Source organism: Kitasatospora sp. NPDC041917, assembly GCF_055589745.1.
The window spans coordinates 169171-185920 of the sequence record NZ_JBVJBI010000006.1; the positions used below are offsets into that span (position 1 = coordinate 169171).

Consider the following 16750-nt stretch of genomic DNA (forward strand, 5'->3'; position numbering starts at 1 on the left):
CGCGCTGTGGTGCGCCGCCCGGAACCTGGCCGACTACCGCGCCGCCGTGTGGGACGCGATCGCGGCCGGCGGCGACATGGACACCGTCGCGGCGATCACCGGCGGGGTGGTGGCCGCGCACACCGGCACCGGCGGCATCCCGCGGACCTGGCTGGCCGCCTGCGAGCCGCTGCCCGACTGGGCGTTCCCGGAGCCGGGCGGCGTCCGCGCGGCCGGCGAACCGCACCTGACGCCGATCGGCCTGCCCCGCCCGCACCCCGTGCCCGACCTGCTCTGGTCGGACGCCGACTGGGAGCGGATCAGGCGCGGCCTGCGGGCCCGGGGCGCGGACGAGCGCTGGGTCCCGGTCGTCTCCGAGGGTGTGTTGCACCTGTACCGCGGCGTGGACGGCGCGGAGGTCTACCGGGTCCGGGTGGCCCGGGTGCGGGGTGGCTGGCGGCCGGTGGAGGCCCTGGTCGAGGCGCACCCGGGACGCCACCGGGCCTGGGACGACCACGACGCGCTGTCGGCCGTCCTGCCGGTGGCCGTCTTCGGCCACGAGCCGTTCCGGGACGGCCTCAGGCGGTGATCATCAGCTGCCCGGCGCCGCTGCCGCCCTGTCTAAGGCACTCCTGGTTGATCGCCGGATCCGGGGCGCTCGGCGAGGTGGCGGCGGCGATCCGCAGCTCGATGATGTCCCGGACGGCCGGCCACTCGTCGTCGAGGATCGAGTAGAACGCGGTGGAGCGCACCACGCCGTCCAGCCCGCGCGAGTGCGCCCGGCGGACGCCCTCGGAGGTCGCGCCGAGCCGTTCGATGGCGGTGCGCGAGCGCAGGTTGCGGGCGTCCGCGCGCAGCGAGATCCGCTGCACGCCCCAGGTCTCGAAGGCGTGGCGCAGCATCAGCAGCTTGGCCTCGGTGTTGATGCCGGTGCCCTGGGCGCGCGGCGAGAGCCAGGTGTTGCCGATCTCGGCCGCGTCCGGGACGGCCGTGGCCGGATCGCCGAACGGGACCCCGGGCACGGGCGGCCACACCATCGGGCCCTGCCAGTAGTCGAGTTCCAGGAACCGGGTGGAGCCGACCACCCGGCCGTCGGCGAGGTTCACCGTCGCGAACGGCAGTGACCGGCCCGCGGCCTGGTCGGCGAGCGCCCGCGCGACGTAGTCGCGGGCGGCCTCCCGGCCGTGCGGGACGGGGGTGAAGGCGTAGGTCGTACGGTCCTCGGCGCCGGCCTCGGCGATGGCCTCGGCATGGTGCGCGGCGAGGGGCTCCAGCCGCACGGTGCGGCCGGTGAGGATGACAGGTACGGGCACGGAACCTTGGTCCTTCATCGGTCGGAGGGTGCCTCCCGCGCCGGGGTACGGCTCGGGGTGCTCTGGGCTGGGTACGCCTGGGCCCGGGTCCGCCGGCCGGGTACCCGCGCACGCCGGAGGTCCGGTCGGACGGGGTGGGGGCGGCGGCCCGGAACGGGCGGCGCGGGGTGCCGGAACGGACACGGATCCTCGGACCGGTCCGGCGGGAAGAGCGACGGGACAGTGTGCGTCCGCGAGATGGCCGAGGAGGGTACGAGAGCGCGAAGGGAAGCAGGCGGCCAGGTGAAGGCAAGATGCGTCGTGGGTGGCTGGCCGAGCACCGGACCGGGACGTGGCCGACGGCGTTACGGACGACGTGACGACGACGCGACGATGCGAGGCAGCGAGAGGACGATACCCGCCAGAAGGCGGTGCGTCACTTCGCGGCACGCGAATGGCCGCGCGGGCCGTTCGCGTGCCCTGCGGACCGGCCCCTCGCAGGGCCCTGACCAGGGAGTCTTCGGCCGGGTGCGATCATGGTCCGGAGCGTTCGTCCGAGGCCGTCGGGCGAGCCCCCCGGGGAGCCGTCGGACGGGCCCCGCGGGGCGCGCGGACGGGAGGTCCGCAGGGCGGGGGCCGGGGGTGGGAATTCCGGCGGCGCCCGGCGCGCTGGACAGGACGAGAAGCCGGTCGACCGGGACGAGCAGGGAACGGGGTTGGGTGCGCGGTGCGTGACTTCCAGGCGTTGTACGAGCTGGATCAGCAGGGCGTGGCCGCCGTTGCCGCGGCCAACGAGCAGTTGCGCGACACCGGTGCCGGCCTCGTGCTGCTCCAGCACTTCGAGGGCTTCATGGACGCCGGGGAGGCCGGCGGCCAGGTGGTGGCCCACCTGCTGGAGACGGGCGCGCCGCAGGTGGTGGCCCGCTTCGACCACGACCGTCTGGTGGACTACCGGGCCCGTCGCCCGGCGATGGTCTTCGACCACGACCACTGGACGTCCTACGACCCGCCGGAGATCCTGCTCCAGCTCGTCCACGACGCCGCCGGCGCGCCGTTCCTGCTGCTCACCGGCCCCGAGCCGGACGTCGAGTGGGAGCGCTTCGCGCGTGCCGTCCGCGAGCTGGTGGACCGCTTCGAGGTGCGGCTCTCCATCGACTTCCACGGCATCCCGATGGGCGTGCCGCACACCCGCCCGGTCGGCCTGACGCCGCACGGCAACCGGCTGGACCTCGCCCCGGGCTACCCGCAGTGGTTCGAGCAGGCGCAGGTCCCGGGCAGTGCCCAGGCGCTGGTGGAGTACCGCCTGGGCGAGGCCGGGCACGACGTCCTGGGCTTCGCCGTGCACGTCCCGCACTACGTGGCCCGCTCCGCCTACCCGGCGGCGGCCGTCCAGGTCCTGGAGGCGGTGCAGTCCGCCACCGGGCTGGTGCTGCCCGGTACCGGGCTGCGCGAGCGGGTCCCCGAGGTCTACGCCGACATCGAGGAGCAGCTGGCCCAGGGGGACGGCGAGTTGCGCTCGGCGATCCGCGGCATGGAGGGCCAGTACGACGCCGTGGCGGGCGCGGAGGGCCGGGAGAGCCTGCTGGCCGAGCCGGCGGACCTGCCCTCGGCGGACGAACTGGGGCGGCGCTTCGAGCAGTTCCTGGCCGAGCACGAGCGCGGCGCGGAGTAGCCGGGGCGGGCGGAACCGGGCGGCCGGACGGGGTCCGAGGGGCGGATTCCGGCCGGATCCGGCTCGTCGTGCGGCGATCGGGCGCGGGTGGGAGTGATCGGCCGCGATCGTTCGTTGGCCCCTGGTGTGCCCGGGGGACGGGCCGCCGTAAGGAGCCGACCGTGACCCGTATCCCCGGGGGGAGACCATGCCGAGGACCGCACGCCCGACCATCGCCCTGACCGTCGGACTGGCCGCAGTGCTGCTGGCCGGCTGCACCGACAACGCCGGTACCGACCAGCAGGGGAGCGCCGCCGCCGGCGCGACGCCCGCCCGCGCGCAGGCCGGCGCGAACCCGTCGCCGACCGCCGCCCCGCCGCCGACCGGCCCGTACGTCGCGCTCGGCGACTCGTACACGGCCGGGATGAAGCTCCCGCCGCAGGTCGGCGAGCCGGGCGCCTGCTACCGCTCCGGGGCCAACTACCCGTCCCTGGTGGCGAAGGAGCTCTCGCTCGCCGCCGGGCAGTTCAAGGACGTCAGCTGCAGCGGCGCCCGCACCGGGGACCTGACCGGTCCGCAGAAGGTCGCGGACGGCACCAACCCGGCCCAGCTGGACGCGCTGACCGCGGACACCCGGCTGGTCACCCTGGGGATCGGCGGCAACGACGCCGGTTTCATGGAGGTCGTGACCGAGTGCGCCAAGGCCAACCTGGTGGACATCGTCAAGGGCGTGATCACCGACAGTGCCGACCGGATCAGCGATTCGCCCTGCCGGGACCACTACGCGGCCGGCAACGGCACCGACGACGTCCAGCGCAAGGTGGAGGCGGCCGGCGACCGGATCGGCCAGGTGCTCCAGGACGTCAAGAAGCGCTCCCCGAAGGCCAGGGTGTACGTGATCGGGTACCCGGGGCTGCTCCCGGCCGACCCGGCGAGCTGCCTGCCGGTGCTCGGCAACGCCGTGGCCGCCTCCGACCTGGGCTTCCTGGTGGAGAAGCAGCAGCAGCTGAACGGCATGCTCAAGAAGCGCGCGGAGGCCGCCGGAGCGGTGTTCGTGGACCTCGCCGGGCCCTCGGCCGGGCACGACATGTGCGCGGGGGAGGACAAGCGCTGGGTGGAGCCGCCCCTGCCGGCCCAGGGGCTGGTGCCGATCCACCCCAACGCCAAGGGGCAGGAGGCGGTGTCCGGCGTGGTCCTGAAGGCGATCAGGGGCTGAGGCCGCCCGGGCCGGGGGACGTTCGGGACGCAGGGGCGTAGGGCGCAGGGACGCAGGGGGCGCGCGGGGCTGCGCCGTCCGGGTGGGGTCGACTCGCCGGGGCGGGCACCCGCGCGCCGCGCACCGTTCACGCCCCGGCCCGCGCTCCTTCGCGCGCGGCACACCCCGCGTGTCGGGGGCCCGGCGTACGGTGAAGGGCATATGGACGACACCACGCACCGCCTCGCCGCCCCGATCCCGTACGACCACGCTGCCGAGGCCCGCTGGGTCCCCGAACCCGACAAGCGCCCGGGCCGTACGGCCTTCCAGCGCGACCGTGCCCGGGTGCTGCACTCGGCCGCGCTGCGCCGGCTGGCCGGCACCACCCAGGTGGTCGCCCCGATGCGCAGCGACTTCCCGCGCACCCGGCTCACCCACTCCCTCGAATGCGCCCAGGTCGGGCGGGAGTTGGGGGCCGCCCTGGGCTGCGACCCGGACCTCGTGGAGACCGGTTGCCTGGCCCACGACATCGGCCACCCGCCGTTCGGCCACACCGGCGAGGAGGCCCTCGACCAGGCCGCCGAGGCCTGCGGCGGCTTCGAGGGCAACGCCCAGTCGCTGCGCATCCTGACCCGGCTCGAACCCAAGCGCTTCGCGCCCCAGGAGGAGCAGCCCGCCACCCGGCTCGCCCCCTGGCCGGGCCGCAGCGTCGGCCTCAACCTGAGCCGGGCCGCCCTCGACGCCGCCACCAAGTACCCGTGGACCAAGGGTGCCCACCCCACCGACCCGGCCTCGCCCAAGTACGGCGTCTACGCCGACGACCTGCCGGTCTTCCGCTGGCTGCGGGCCGGCTCCCCGACCGGGCGCAAGTGCTTCGAGGCCACCGTGATGGACTGGTCCGACGACGTGGCCTACTCCACCCACGACGTCGAGGACGGCCTCCAGGCCGGCCACATCGACCCGGCCGCCCTGCGCGCCCCCGGTGAGCGCGCCGAGCTCTTCAAGGTCGCCGAGCGCTACGCCCGGGACGCCGAGCCCCAGGAGCTGTCCGACGCCCTGGACCGGCTGCTCGCCCAGGAGTGGTGGCCCCGCTCCTACGACGGCACCGCCCGCGCCCGGGGCGGGCTCAAGGACCTCACCAGCCAGCTGATCGGCCGCTTCTGCCTGGCCGCCGAGCAGGCCACCCGCGCCCGCTACGGCCCCGGCCGGCTCACCCGCTACACCGCCGAGCTGGTGGTGCCGAGGGACGTCCGGCTGGAGTGCGCGGTGCTCAAGGCGGTCGCCGTCCGCTACGTCATGCAGCGCGACGAGCAGACCCAGCTGCGGGCCCGCCAGCGGATCGTGATCGCCGAGCTGGCGTACGTCCTCACCCAGCGCGCCCCCGAGGGGCTGGACCCGGTGTTCGCCGCCATGTACCGCGAGGCCGAGGACGACCGCGCCGCCCTGCGCACGGTCATCGACCAGATCGCCACCCTCACGGACGCCTCGGCCCTGGCCCTGCACGCCAAGCTGGTCGGCGCCGCCTGGGCGTAGCCGCCCGGAGGCGGCCGCCGCGGATCGAATGCCCGGCCGCCCCAGTAGACTTCCGGGGTGGCCGGGCGGATCAGGGACGAAGACGTACAGGCGGTGCGCAGCGCACTGCCGATCGACGCGGTGGTCGGCGACTACGTACAGCTGACCAACGGTGGCGGTGGTGAGTACAAGGGCGTCTGCCCCTTCCACGACGAGAAGTCCGCCTCCTTCTACGTGAACCCCGCCAAGGGCGTCTTCCACTGCTTCGGCTGCCAGGAGAACGGCGACACCATCGCCTTCCTGATGAAGATCGAGCACTTCACCTTCGCCGAGGCCGTCGAGCGGATGGCCGCCCAGGCCGGCATCACCCTGCGCTACGAGGAGGGCGGCTACAGCCCCCGCCACCAGCAGGGCGAGCGCACCCGGCTGGTCGAGGCGCACAAGGTGGCCGCCGCCTACTACCGGGAGCAGCTGGCCTCGCCGGAGGCGGAGATCGGCCGCCGCTTCCTGGCCGAGCGCGGCTTCGACGAGGAGGCCGCCACGGTCTTCGGCGTCGGCTACGCCCCCGTGGGGTGGGAGCACCTGGTCCGCTACCTGCGCGGCAAGGGCTTCACCGACAAGGAGATCCTGCTGGGCGGCCTCGCCTCGCAGGGCCAGCGCGGCGGCCTGATCGACCGCTTCCGGGGCCGGCTGGTCTGGCCGATCCGGGACATCGCCGGCGAGGTGGTCGGCTTCGGCGCCCGCCGCCTGCGCGAGGACGACAACGGCCCGAAGTACCTCAACACGCCCGAGACCCCGATCTACAAGAAGTCCCACGTGCTGTACGGCATCGACCTGGCGAAGAAGGAGATCGCCAAGTCGGGCCGCGCGGTGGTGGTCGAGGGCTACACCGACGTGATGGCCTGCCACCTGGCCGGGGTCACCTCGGCGGTGGCCACCTGCGGCACCGCCTTCGCCGAGGACCACATCAAGATCATCCGCCGGCTCCTGATGGACACCTCGCAGTACCGGGGCGAGACCGTCTTCACCTTCGACGGCGACGCGGCCGGCCAGAAGGCCGCCCTGCGCGCCTTCGAGGACGACCAGAAGTTCGCCGCCAAGACCTCCATCGCGGTCAGCCCGGGCGGCATGGACCCGTGCGAGCTGCGCCTGGCCCAGGGCGACGAGGCGGTCAAGCACCTGATCGACAACCCGGTCCCGCTCTTCGAGTTCGCGCTGAACTCGGTGGTGGCCCGGCACCGGGTGGACACCCCGGAGGGGCGTTCGGCGGCACTGGAGGAGTCGGCCCCGATCGTCGCCAAGATCAAGGACCGCTCGATCCAGCACGAGTACGCCGTCCGCCTGGCCGGCATGCTCGGCATCCTGGACGAGCAGTTCGTCGTCCGCCGGATCTCCCAGCTGGCCCGCTGGGACCGCGAGCGCCAGCAGAACCCGCGCGGCGCGGCCGCCCAGCGCCGCCCGGAGCAGGCCCCGTCGCAGCGCCCGGCGCAGCCCGCCTTCCGGCTCAACCCGCGCGACCCGGCCCAGTTCGTCGAGCGCGAGCTGCTCAAGCTGGCCCTCCAGCACCCGGACCTGGTCAGTCCGGCCTTCGACCACTATGGCGAGGACGAGTTCCCGACCCCGCCGTACACCGCCGTCCGGCAGGCCATCGCCAAGGCCGGAGGCGCCGCGCACGGGGCGGGCCTGCCCGACTTCACCAGCGCGGTGCGCGAGGCGTCCCCGGACGACCAGGTGCGCTCGCTGGTCACCGAGCTGACCGTCGAGCCGGTGCGCTCGCGACGCAAGGTGGACGCGATCTACGCGGGGGAGTTCCTGGTCAAGCTGCGCATGCTGGCGGTGGACCGGCGGATCACCGAGGTCCGCGGCTACCTCCAGCGGCTCGGCCCCCGGGCCGAGGCCGAACGGCTGCACGCGGTGCAGACCGAGCTGTGGCAGCTCCAGCAGTACGGGCAGGAGCTGCGCAGCCGGGGTGCGGCCGCTCTCTAGCGTTCGCTTCACAGAAAGTCGGCGCACGAGTCTCGGCCACGGAGCGTGGCGTACCGCACACTGGAGGACGTCCCACCTCCGTACAGCGCGGGTCCGCCAGAGTCGCGCCCGCCCCGAGGGGATGCCCGTGGAGCAAGGCCTCGTCGCAGCGACCACCACCAGTACGGGAACGAAGCCCGCCGGACCGGCCGGACCGGCCGGACCGCAGGAGACCGGGGAGCAGGAGACCCACCACGGCCGGGCCCGGGCCGCGCCCCCGGACGGTGCCCGGATCCCCGCCCAGGGCCTGCCGGAGGGCCACCCGGACAGCCCGGCCCCCGAGGCCGAGGCCGAGGCCGTCCCCGAGGCCGAGCCCGGGGCCGTGTCCGGGTTCGAGCCCTCGCCCGGAGCGCGGGCCGGGGCCGAGGACCGGCGGGAGCGCCGGGGGCCCGCCGAGGACACCGGGCCGGCCGCCGACCTGCTGCGCCAGTACCTGCGCGAGATCGGCCGGATCCGCCTGCTCACCGCCGCGGAGGAGGTCGAGCTGGCCCGCCGGGTGGAGGCCGGCATCTTCGCCGAGGAGCGGCTGAACGGCGATCCGCCGCCGCCCGACCCGCTGGCCGTCGAGCTGGACTCCCTGGTGGTGCGGGGCCGGATCGCCAAGCGGCGGCTGATCGAGGCGAACCTGCGGCTGGTGGTCTCCGTCGCCAAGCGCTACGTCGGCCGCGGACTGACCCTGCTGGACCTGGTCCAGGAGGGCAACCTGGGACTGATCCGGGCGGTGGAGAAGTTCGACTACACCCGCGGCTTCAAGTTCTCCACGTACGCGACCTGGTGGATCCGGCAGGCGATGAGCCGGGCGCTGGCCGACCAGGCCCGGACGATCCGGGTGCCGGTGCACGTGGTCGAGCTGATCAACCGGGTGGTCCGGGCCAAGCGCGGCCTGCTCCAGGAGCGCGGCCTGGAACCGACGGCGGCCGAGATCGCCGCCGCCCTGGAGCTGACCGAGGAGCGGGTGCGCGAGCTGCTGCGGCTGGCCCAGGAGCCGATCTCGCTGCACACGCCGGTCGGCGAGGAGGAGGACGTCGCGCTCGGGGACCTGATCGAGGACGCCGACGCCGCCTCGCCCGCCGAGTCCGCGACCTTCCTGCTGCTGCGCCAGCACCTGGAGGCGGTCCTGGCCACCCTGGGGGAGCGGGAGCGCCAGGTGGTCCAGCTCCGCTACGGGCTGGACGACGGCCGCCCGCGCACGCTGGAGGAGATCGGCGCGGTGTTCGGTGTCACGCGGGAGCGGATCCGCCAGATCGAGTCGAAGACCCTGGTCAAGCTCCGCGACCACGCCAGCGCGGAGCAGCTGCGCGGCTACCTCGACTAGCGGCCGGTCGTGGTCAGGACGGACCGGCCGACTCGGTCGGAGCGGCGGCCGGTGCTGCCGGGTCGGCCGGTGCCGGGTCGGCCGGTGTGGCCGGGGCCGGGGTCGTGGGCGCTCCCGCGCCGGTGCCCGGCGGGGGAGAGGCGGGACCGATCGGGATCGGGGTGGAGGCCACCACCATGGCCAGGTCGGAGACCACCGCGGTGCAGTCGTGGCCGGCCGGCTGGTAGCCGCAGACCTGGAAGGTGACGGTCGGGTCCGCCGCGTTCAGCATCGCCGAGTAGTTGTCGTAGCCCCAGTGGATGAGCGCCGTCTCGGCGTCGCCGGCGCTGTCGCTGATCGTCGCGTAGTCCTTCGGCTCGCCCTCGGTGATGGCCGCCCAGGCCGCCCGGCAGGTCCGGCTGTACCGGAGGTAGACGACCACCTTGCCGATCACCTGGGTCTGCAGCGTCCGGGCGTCCTTGCCGCAGCCGGTGGTCTTCGGGTCCTTGTGCGCGCAGCCGACGGCCTGACAGGCCGGGGCGCCCGGGGCGGGCTTGGCGCTGGGGGAGGTGCCGGCGTCGGCCGTCGCGGCGGGCCGGTCGGCCGCCGAGGCCTGCCCGTCGTGCCGGCTGATCCGCAGGCCCACCAGCACCAGCAGCAGCGCCAGCACGGCCGCGCCGGAGAGCAGCGCCGCCGGACGCCGCCACCAGGCGAGGGGGGCGGGCCCGGACTCCTGCCCGGTCGTCGGCGCCTCGCCGGCGGCCGGTTCAGGGGCGGTGGTCTCCTCGGGGGCGGGGCTTTTGGCCGCGGACTCCTCGGGGCCCGGGGGTTCGTCAGCGACGGCCGGCCGCTGCGGGCCCTGGCCGTCGCGCTCCTCGGCGACCGCCGCGCCCGCGCCCGCGTCCGTGCCTGCGCCGGAGCCCGCGTCCGTGCCCGCGTCCGCGTCCGTGCCCGCGCCCGTGACCGGCGCCGCGGCCTCCGGCCCCGCCACCGCCCGCCGCCACAGCGCCCGCAGCGCGGCCGCGTCGCAGTCGACCGTCCCGACCAGCGCGTCCAGCGCCTGCTCGGTGACGACCCGTTTGCCGTTGAGCCAGCGCTCCCAGGAGGCCCGGCTGTAGTGGGTCCGGGCGGCCAGTTCGGACAGTGACAGTCCGGCGGTGTCCTTGATGGCCCGGAGCTCCTCCGCCAGGCGTCTGGCGGGCTCGGACAGCTCCTCGGGCAGCTGCTTCCAGGCGGAACCCAACGCGGGCGCTCCAAACTAGAGAAACGGGGACGGGGAACGGGTGAGCGGCAGGTCCCGGCCCGGGCCGTTCGGCGTCTCCGCTTCTCCAACCTGATCGGCCTGGCGTCCCAAACCCCAGGTCATGGCGCTGAGACGGACGGAAGTGTCTCACAACCCCCGGAGACGCTCGAACATTCACGTGGTCATCGTGCAGAGTTCTCTGGCCGGTGCGGTTCACCCGTCGGTGGAACCGTTCGGACGCCGATCGATCACCCGTCGGTCCGCACCCGTTCCCGGCCCCCACCGGACCGGGGCAGCCTCGCGGGGGGAGGCTGCCCCGGCCCGCCGGGATGGTCCGGCGGGGAGGGCGCTTCGCTGCGCCCTCCCCGCCGTGACGTTCTCCCGGGTGTGCGAAGGGTCAGTGGTGGAAGCCCGAGCGGGGCGGCACCCCGAGCTGCTGGAGCGGGACGGGCTGGCGCCGCAGTTCCGGCAGCAGCCGGTCGAGGTCGGCCAGCAGCAGGTCGGCGAGGTCCCGCGAGAAGCCGTTGCGGCAGACCACCCGGAGCACCGACAGGTCCTCCCGGTTGGCCGGGAAGGCGTACGCCGGCACCTGCCAGCCGCGTTCGCGCAGCCGCCGCGAGACGTCGAACACGTCGAACGGGACGTCCCCTTCGGTGGTGAAGGCGAATACCGGCAGCTGGTCGCCCCGGGTCAGCAGCCGGAAGCCGTCCAGCTTCCCGATCCGCCCGGCGAGGTAGGTGGCGACCTCGCGGCAGGCGCCCTGGACGGCCCGGAAGCCATCCCGGCCGAGCCGCAGGAAGATGTAGTACTGGGCGACCACCTCGGCGCCGGGCCGGGAGAAGTTGAGGGCGAAGGTCGGCATCTCGCCGCCCAGGTAGTTGACCCGGAAGACCAGTTCCTCCGGCAGTGCCTCCTTGTCGCGCCAGAGCGCCCAGCCCACCCCGGGATACACCAGGCCGTACTTGTGGCCGGAGGTGTTGATCGAGGCGACCCGGGGCAGTCGGAAGTCCCAGGACAGGTCCGGGTCGAGGAAGGGTGCCACCATGCCGCCGGAGGCGCCGTCCACGTGCACCGGGACGTCGACGCCGGTGCGCTCCTGGAAGGCGTCCAGGGCCGCGCAGATCTCCGCGACCGGCTCGTACGAGCCGTCGAAGGTGGAGCCGAGCACGGCGACCACACCGATGGTGTTCTCGTCGCACAGCGCGGCCGCCCGCTCGGCGTCCAGGTGGAAGCGGTCGCCCTCCATCGGCGCGGTGCGGGCCTCGACCTCCCAGAAGTTGCAGAACTTCTCCCAGCAGACCTGCACGTTGACGCCCATCACCAGGTTCGGCCGGGCCCCGGCGGCGTAGCGGTCGGGGTGGCGCCGCATCCAGCGGCGCTTGAGCGCCATGCCGGCCAGCATGCAGGCCTCGCTGGAGCCGGTGGTGGAGCAGCCGACGGCGGTGTCCGGGTCGGGGGCGTGCCAGAGGTCGGCGAGGATCGCCACGCAGCGCCGCTCCAGTTCGGCGGTCTGCGGGTACTCGTCCTTGTCGATCATGTTCTTGTCGAGGCACTCGGTCATCAGCCGGGTGGCCTGGGCGTCCATCGAGGTGGTGACGAAGGTCGCCAGGTTGAGCTTCGCGTTGCCGTCCAGCATCAGCTCGTCGTGGATCAGCTGGTACGTGGTCTCGGCCGCGACCGGGCCCTCGCCGAGCCGGTGCAGCGGCGGGGCCAGCTTCATCGCGCCCAACGGGTCGGCGACGGTCGGGTACGGGCCGATGCTCAGCCGGCGGTCGCCGCCGGCTCCCTTGTGCAGCGCCATGGCGTCCTGCCGCCTTCCGCGTCGGTGGCCGTGTCCCGTTCCACGCTGCCACCGGGCGCCGGGTGCCGCATCCGCACGGCCGTCACCGCCCCCGGGCCGGGGTCAGGCCGCGGCCTCCGGGTGGATCTGGTCGCGGGCGGCCCGGTACTGCTGACGCACCGCCGAGCCGATCGCCAGGTCCTGCTCCCCGTCGGGCTCGACGGTCTCGGCGTCCGGCAGCTCCCACTCCGGCGGCTCCGGGGTGCCCGCCAGCGCCCACGCGGCCTGCCGGGCGGCCCCGCGGGCGGCGTGGGCGCCCGGTGGCGGCACCACGACCGGGACGCCGAACAGCATCGGGGCGATGTGCCGGACGGCGGCCAGCCGCCCGGCCGTGCCGAGCAGGAACACCCGCTTCACCGCGACGCCCCGGGCGCGCAGCACGTCGAGGGCGTCGGCGATGTTGCACAGCATGCCCTCGACGGCGGCCCGGGCCAGGTGCTGAGGGGTCATCGCCTCGGCCCGCAGCCCGGTCAGGGTGCCGGCCGCGTGCGGCAGCGCGGGGGTGCGTTCGCCGTCCAGGTAGGGCAGCAGCACCAGGCCGTAGGCGCCGGGGGAGGAGTGCAGGGCGAGGTCGCTCAGGCCCTCCAGGTCCCGGCCGAGCAGGGCGGCGGTGGAGCGCAGCACCTCGGCGGCGTTGAGGGTGGCGACCATCGGCAGGTGCCGGCCGCTGGCGTCGGCGAAGGAGGAGACCAGGCCGGAGGCGTCCACCACGGCCTCCTCGTGCACCGCGAAGATCGTTCCGGCGCTGCCGAGGGAGACCACCGCGTCGCCCGGGCCGAGGCCCAGGCCCAGTGCGGCGGCCATGTTGTCCCCGGTTCCGGCCGAGATCAGCAGGCCCTCGGGGGTGTGCCCGGCGGGCTCGGCCGGGGGCAGGACGTCGGGCAGCCTGAGCTCGTGGCCGAGCGCCAGCTCGACCAGGTCCTGCCGGTACTCGCCGGTGATCGGCGACCAGTAGCCGGTGCCGGAGGCGTCGCCGCGGTCGGTGGTGCGGCGCTTGGGGTGGCCGAGCAACTGCCAGACCAGCCAGTCGTGCGGCAGCAGCACCTCGGCGATCCGACGGGCGTTGGCCGGCTCGAACTCGGCCAGCCAGCGCAGCTTGGCGATGGTGTACGTGGGGGCGGGCACGGCGCCGATCGCGGCGGTCCAGGCGGCCGGGCCGCCGAAGGCGTCCAGCAGCTTGGCGGCGGCCCCGCTGGAGCGCGGGTCGTTCCACAGGAGCGCCGGGCGGACCTGTACCCCGCCCGCGTCCAGGCCGATCATCCCGTGCTGCTGGGCGCTGACGCCGATCGCCCGGACGCCCTCCAACAGGCCGCCGGTCGCGGCGTCGCCGAGCGAGTGCAGCCAGACCTGGGGGTCGGCCTCGCCCGGGCGCAGGTCCTGGTCCTCGGGGACGGGGTGGGGCGCCTTGCCGGAGCGCAGGACGGCGCCGGTGTCGGCGTCGCACGCGACGATCCGGGTGCGGTTGGTCGAGCTGTCTATCCCCGCGACGATGGCCATGCCGAGATCATGCCTCAGCCCGGCCCGGGACGCGTCCGGGCCGGGTGAGACGTTGCCGGTTCGCGACCGCGCGTTGGGGTTCGCTTGGGTCCGGCGTCACCGTCCCGTCACTGACGGGGGGTAGCCGCCGGGCCGTGTGTCGCGCGACACACGGCCCGGACCAGTGGCGCACGGGGGCCACCGGCGGGTCGGCCGCCGCCCGTCACGGGCGGAAGGTGCCCCAGCCGTCGTCCTCCGCCCGGGAGCGGTTGAAGTACGGCACCCGGTCGGTGACGGCGTTCGGCAGCCGGTCGCCGACCCGGTCCGCGACCGCGCCGGCCGCCCTCCCGGCCACCGCCCCGGCCTGCTGCCGGGCCCGGTCGGTCGCGCCCTGGACCGTGGGGTTCCGGGCGACCTGCCGGGTGACCCTGGCGATCTGTTCGTAGCGCCGGCGCCCGGCTCGCGAGCCGAGGACGTAGCCGGCCGCGAAACCCGCGGCCAACGACAGCTTCCACATGGTCGGATCCACCCTCTCCTGGCGGCTTCTGCCGCATTGCCCTACCCGTCCGTCGGGACGGCGAACCGTCCGCGCCCCAGCATCCCCGGCCCCGTCGCCGGGCGCGCGCGGGGCACGCCGGGCGGCAACCCGGGGGCAAGCCGGGAAAGCGATTGGCGGACCACCCCCCCGAGTGCGCTAATGTATGTCCCGCAGCGAGCGCCGAGGAGCCCGGGAGACCGGGGGCCGAGGCGGGAGCCGATCCCCCATAGCTCAATTGGCAGAGCAGCCGACTGTTAATCGGCAGGTTATTGGTTCGAGTCCAATTGGGGGAGCTCGGGAGAAGGTCCTTCGGGGTCCTGCTTCCCGTCCGTGGTACGGAAGTCGAGTACCGCGATCCCGCATAGCTCAATTGGCAGAGCAGCCGACTGTTAATCGGCAGGTTATTGGTTCGAGTCCAATTGCGGGAGCTGCACCGGGTCCGCCCGGTGACTGCTCAGAGCGAAGGCCCCTCGGTCGACCGGGGGGCCTTCGTGTTGTCGTCGCCCGGTCCCGCGGCGTGACGTACGCGATACCGCCCGGCTTCCCCCCGGATCCGCCCGTGCGCCCGGTTCCGGTCCCGCGGCCGGCTCCCGGGTCAGGCGGTCGCCTTCCGGTAGAGGTCGGCGACCCGCTGGTCGAAGGTGACGCTGTACGAGGTGCCGGGGGTTTCCCCGCCCTCCTGGTAGCCGCCGATCACGCCGATCACCGTGCCGTTCGCGGCGACCCACGGGCTGCCGCTGGTGCCGTCGGTGTAGCCGCCGCAGTCGAAGCGTTCCTGGGTGGCGCTCTGCGAACTGGTCCGGGCCGCGCAGGTGATCGGCTCGTCGCTCTCGTTCGGGTAGCCGGTGACGGCGACGGACAGGCCGAAGCCCTGGCCGGTGCCGATCGGATTGCCGCCGACCGCGTCCTCGACCTGCCGGCCGTCGACCGTGCCCACCGTGACGAAGGCCACGTCGTACTCGGGGTCGTCGCCGGCCGCCCAGCGCGGGTCGACGGTGATCGCCTGTACCGGCCAAGTCCCGTACGGCGTGGACCCGTTGCGGTAGCCGGGGGTGAACACCAGACCGTCCAGCAGGCCGATCCGGCGGGTCTGCACGCAGTGCGCCGCGGTGACCAGCAGATTGCGCCGGGGGCTGTGCACCACGCTCGCGGTGCAGGCGCGCGGGCCCTGGGCGGTGCGGATGGAGAGGGTGCCGATCCGGTCCCGGGCGGGGCTCTGCTGCGCGACCTCGGCGGTCGGCGCCCCGTCCTGCCCGCCGCACGCGGTGCCGGCGGCCAGCAGCAGGGCGGCCAGCGCGGCCGTTCGTGCCGTGCGCGGGGGCCGCGGCGGGCGGGAGGCCATCGGGGCTCCGTCTCGTTCCTCGGGGCGGGCACCGGGGCCGTGCGTTCCGCCGTTCGTGAGGAAGATCTACCAGGCCGTGCCCGGCGGCGCCACCACCGCGTGTCGGGTCCGCCGCGGATCAGCCGGTGGCGCGGTCGTACAGGGCCTGGACGCGGTCGCCGAAGTAACTGCTGTACGAGGTGTCCGGGCTGTTGCCGCCCTCCTGGTAGCCGCCGATCACGCCGACCACGGTGCCGGTCCTGGTGGCCGGGTCGAAGTCGGTGACCCACGGGCTGCCGCTGGTGCCGCCGGTGTAGTCGGGGCAGTCGATCCGCAGCTGGGTGGGGCTCTGCCGGTCGGTGGTGTTGGAGCAGGTGATCGGGACGCCGCTGCTGCTCGGGTAGCCGGTGATCTTCACCGGGAGCCGGTAGCCGCGGTTGACGCCCAGTCGGTTGGCGCCGAGCACCTGCTGGACCTGGCGGCCGTCCTGCGCCTGGACGACCGCGAAGGCGACGTCCATGTCCGGGTCGGCGTGGTCGTTCCAGCCGTCGTCCACGGTGACGGTCAGCAGCGGCCAGACGCCGCTGGGGGTGTCGCCGTCGCGGTAGCCGGGGACGAAGACCAGATCGCCGCGCCGCCCGAGCTTCGGGTCCCAGACGCAGTGGGCGGCGGTGACGACGAGGTTGAGCCCGGCACTGTCGACCACACTGGCGGTGCAGAAGTGGTCGCCGTCGGCGTTGCGGGTGAACACCGCGCCGACCAGGCCGTTGAGCACGGTGGGCTTGGCGGTGCGGGTGACCCCGGTGTGCCGGCCGACCGCTCCCCTGAGCCGTTGCCGGTTCCAGCCGTGGCTGTCGACGGAGGCGGAGGAGGCGGTGGGAGGTGCCGAGGTGACGGTGGGGGTGCCCCCGCCCGGGCCCGCCGCGGTGGTGCAGCCGGCCGCGGCCAGCACCAGTGCGAGCGTCGCGGCCGCCGCCCCCGTCCCACGAGTCGTCATCCGCCCAGGCTGCCCCGAACGGGTGCCCCGCCGCCACCCGGGCTGCGCCGCCCGGGAGGCGCGTACCGTCGCGCACCCAGCTGGCCCCCGGCGCGCACCACGGGTGATCGACCGGCTATGCTGCCCGGGACGGCCTCGCTGGGGCCGTCTGCTGCTGCCGTGCCGACGACCGGCGCGTGCGGCGAACCGGGGCGGTAGCTCAGCCGGTTAGAGCAGGGGACTCATAATCCCTTGGTCGTGGGTTCGAGTCCCACCCGCCCCACCTTCTCGATGTGCGACGAGTGTCGTACGACCCTTCGCTGGCGGGCCGCCGAGCCGGCGCCCACCGCCTTCCCACCGCCTGCGACGTCGCAGAGTCTAGGCCGCGGCCACCCCCTTCCCCGTGTG

The 16750-nt window shown here is 74.6% G+C and carries 13 protein-coding genes and 3 tRNA genes; 9 read left to right on the forward strand and 7 right to left on the reverse strand.

Annotated elements, in window-relative coordinates; translation table 11 throughout:
* Nucleotides 1-4 precede the first annotated feature (4 nt).
* Complete coding sequence (locus tag ACZ6EM_RS09610) at nt 5-568, forward strand: ADP-ribosylglycohydrolase family protein (protein WP_465772234.1); 564 nt, start codon at nt 5-7, stop codon at nt 566-568.
* Here the strand turns inward: ACZ6EM_RS09610 and ACZ6EM_RS09615 are convergent.
* Nucleotides 558-1292 carry a GNAT family N-acetyltransferase gene (locus ACZ6EM_RS09615; protein WP_401054503.1) on the reverse strand — a complete coding sequence of 245 codons (735 nt, stop codon included), beginning with the start codon at nt 1290-1292 and terminating at the stop codon, nt 558-560. The two genes, ACZ6EM_RS09610 and ACZ6EM_RS09615, sit on opposite strands and share 11 nt — an antisense overlap.
* A 706-nt stretch (nt 1293-1998) precedes the next feature.
* On the opposite strand from ACZ6EM_RS09615, the gene ACZ6EM_RS09620 reads away from it, so the two are divergent.
* From ACZ6EM_RS09620 to ACZ6EM_RS09640, 5 genes are all read left to right on the forward strand, one after another.
* Nucleotides 1999-2943, forward strand: a complete 945-nt coding sequence (locus ACZ6EM_RS09620) for a PAC2 family protein (RefSeq protein ID WP_359902927.1) — start codon at nt 1999-2001, stop codon at nt 2941-2943.
* A gap of 187 nt (nt 2944-3130) precedes the next feature.
* A complete protein-coding gene (locus ACZ6EM_RS09625) occupies nt 3131-4138 on the forward strand; it encodes an SGNH/GDSL hydrolase family protein (RefSeq protein ID WP_401048408.1) in 1008 nt (335 codons plus the stop codon).
* A 201-nt stretch (nt 4139-4339) separates the two neighbouring features.
* Nucleotides 4340-5650, forward strand: coding sequence for a deoxyguanosinetriphosphate triphosphohydrolase (locus ACZ6EM_RS09630; RefSeq protein WP_401048409.1), 1311 nt, complete (start codon nt 4340-4342; stop codon nt 5648-5650).
* A gap of 57 nt (nt 5651-5707) precedes the next feature.
* On the forward strand, nt 5708-7615 hold the full coding sequence (gene dnaG, locus ACZ6EM_RS09635) for a DNA primase (protein ID WP_465772176.1): 1908 nt from the start codon (nt 5708-5710) through the stop codon (nt 7613-7615).
* A gap of 127 nt (nt 7616-7742) precedes the next feature.
* Nucleotides 7743-8969: an RNA polymerase sigma factor gene (locus ACZ6EM_RS09640; protein WP_465772177.1), complete on the forward strand. Its 1227-nt coding sequence runs from the start codon at nt 7743-7745 to the stop codon at nt 8967-8969.
* A 13-nt stretch (nt 8970-8982) separates the two neighbouring features.
* Here the strand turns inward: ACZ6EM_RS09640 and ACZ6EM_RS09645 are convergent, their stop codons facing one another.
* From ACZ6EM_RS09645 to ACZ6EM_RS09660, 4 genes are all read right to left on the reverse strand, one after another.
* Nucleotides 8983-10191 (reverse strand): helix-turn-helix domain-containing protein, encoded by a 1209-nt coding sequence (locus ACZ6EM_RS09645; protein ID WP_465772178.1) that lies wholly within the window; start codon nt 10189-10191, stop codon nt 8983-8985.
* Nucleotides 10192-10588: 397 nt separating this feature from the next.
* Entirely contained in the window at nt 10589-11992 is a 1404-nt protein-coding gene (locus ACZ6EM_RS09650) for a glutamate decarboxylase (RefSeq protein WP_401054917.1), read from the reverse strand.
* Nucleotides 11993-12094: 102 nt separating this feature from the next.
* On the reverse strand, nt 12095-13528 hold the full coding sequence (locus ACZ6EM_RS09655; protein WP_452177186.1) for an FGGY family carbohydrate kinase: 1434 nt from the start codon (nt 13526-13528) through the stop codon (nt 12095-12097).
* A gap of 202 nt (nt 13529-13730) precedes the next feature.
* Nucleotides 13731-14036, reverse strand: coding sequence for a hypothetical protein (locus tag ACZ6EM_RS09660; protein WP_380347968.1), 306 nt, complete (start codon nt 14034-14036; stop codon nt 13731-13733).
* A gap of 229 nt (nt 14037-14265) precedes the next feature.
* Here ACZ6EM_RS09660 and ACZ6EM_RS09665 point away from each other — a divergent pair.
* Both ACZ6EM_RS09665 and ACZ6EM_RS09670 read left to right on the forward strand, forming a co-directional pair.
* Nucleotides 14266-14338, forward strand: a tRNA-Asn gene (locus ACZ6EM_RS09665).
* Nucleotides 14339-14400: 62 nt separating this feature from the next.
* Nucleotides 14401-14473: transfer RNA gene (locus ACZ6EM_RS09670), tRNA-Asn, on the forward strand.
* Nucleotides 14474-14640: 167 nt separating this feature from the next.
* Here the strand turns inward: ACZ6EM_RS09670 and ACZ6EM_RS09675 are convergent.
* Together ACZ6EM_RS09675 and ACZ6EM_RS09680 are read right to left on the reverse strand one after the other, a co-directional pair.
* Nucleotides 14641-15387 (reverse strand): trypsin-like serine peptidase, encoded by a 747-nt coding sequence (locus ACZ6EM_RS09675; RefSeq protein WP_401051115.1) that lies wholly within the window; start codon nt 15385-15387, stop codon nt 14641-14643.
* A gap of 118 nt (nt 15388-15505) precedes the next feature.
* Nucleotides 15506-16363, reverse strand: a complete 858-nt coding sequence (locus tag ACZ6EM_RS09680) for a trypsin-like serine peptidase (protein WP_401051117.1) — start codon at nt 16361-16363, stop codon at nt 15506-15508.
* A 188-nt stretch (nt 16364-16551) separates the two neighbouring features.
* Between ACZ6EM_RS09680 and ACZ6EM_RS09685 the strand changes: the two genes are divergently transcribed.
* Nucleotides 16552-16625 (forward strand) — tRNA-Ile (locus tag ACZ6EM_RS09685).
* The last annotated feature ends 125 nt before the right edge of the window (nt 16626-16750 follow it).

Bases quoted from the DNA above. Each gene is read 5' to 3' on its own strand.
- ACZ6EM_RS09625 (WP_401048408.1), top strand. From the start codon at position 3,131: ATGCCGAGGACCGCACGCCCGACCATCGCCCTGACCGTCGGACTGGCC.
- ACZ6EM_RS09630 (WP_401048409.1), top strand. From the start codon at position 4,340: ATGGACGACACCACGCACCGCCTCGCCGCCCCGATCCCGTACGACCAC.
- ACZ6EM_RS09650 (WP_401054917.1), bottom strand. From the start codon at position 11,992: ATGGCGCTGCACAAGGGAGCCGGCGGCGACCGCCGGCTGAGCATCGGC.
- ACZ6EM_RS09655 (WP_452177186.1), bottom strand. From the start codon at position 13,528: ATGGCCATCGTCGCGGGGATAGACAGCTCGACCAACCGCACCCGGATC.
- ACZ6EM_RS09675 (WP_401051115.1), bottom strand. From the start codon at position 15,387: ATGGCCTCCCGCCCGCCGCGGCCCCCGCGCACGGCACGAACGGCCGCG.
- ACZ6EM_RS09680 (WP_401051117.1), bottom strand. From the start codon at position 16,363: ATGACGACTCGTGGGACGGGGGCGGCGGCCGCGACGCTCGCACTGGTG.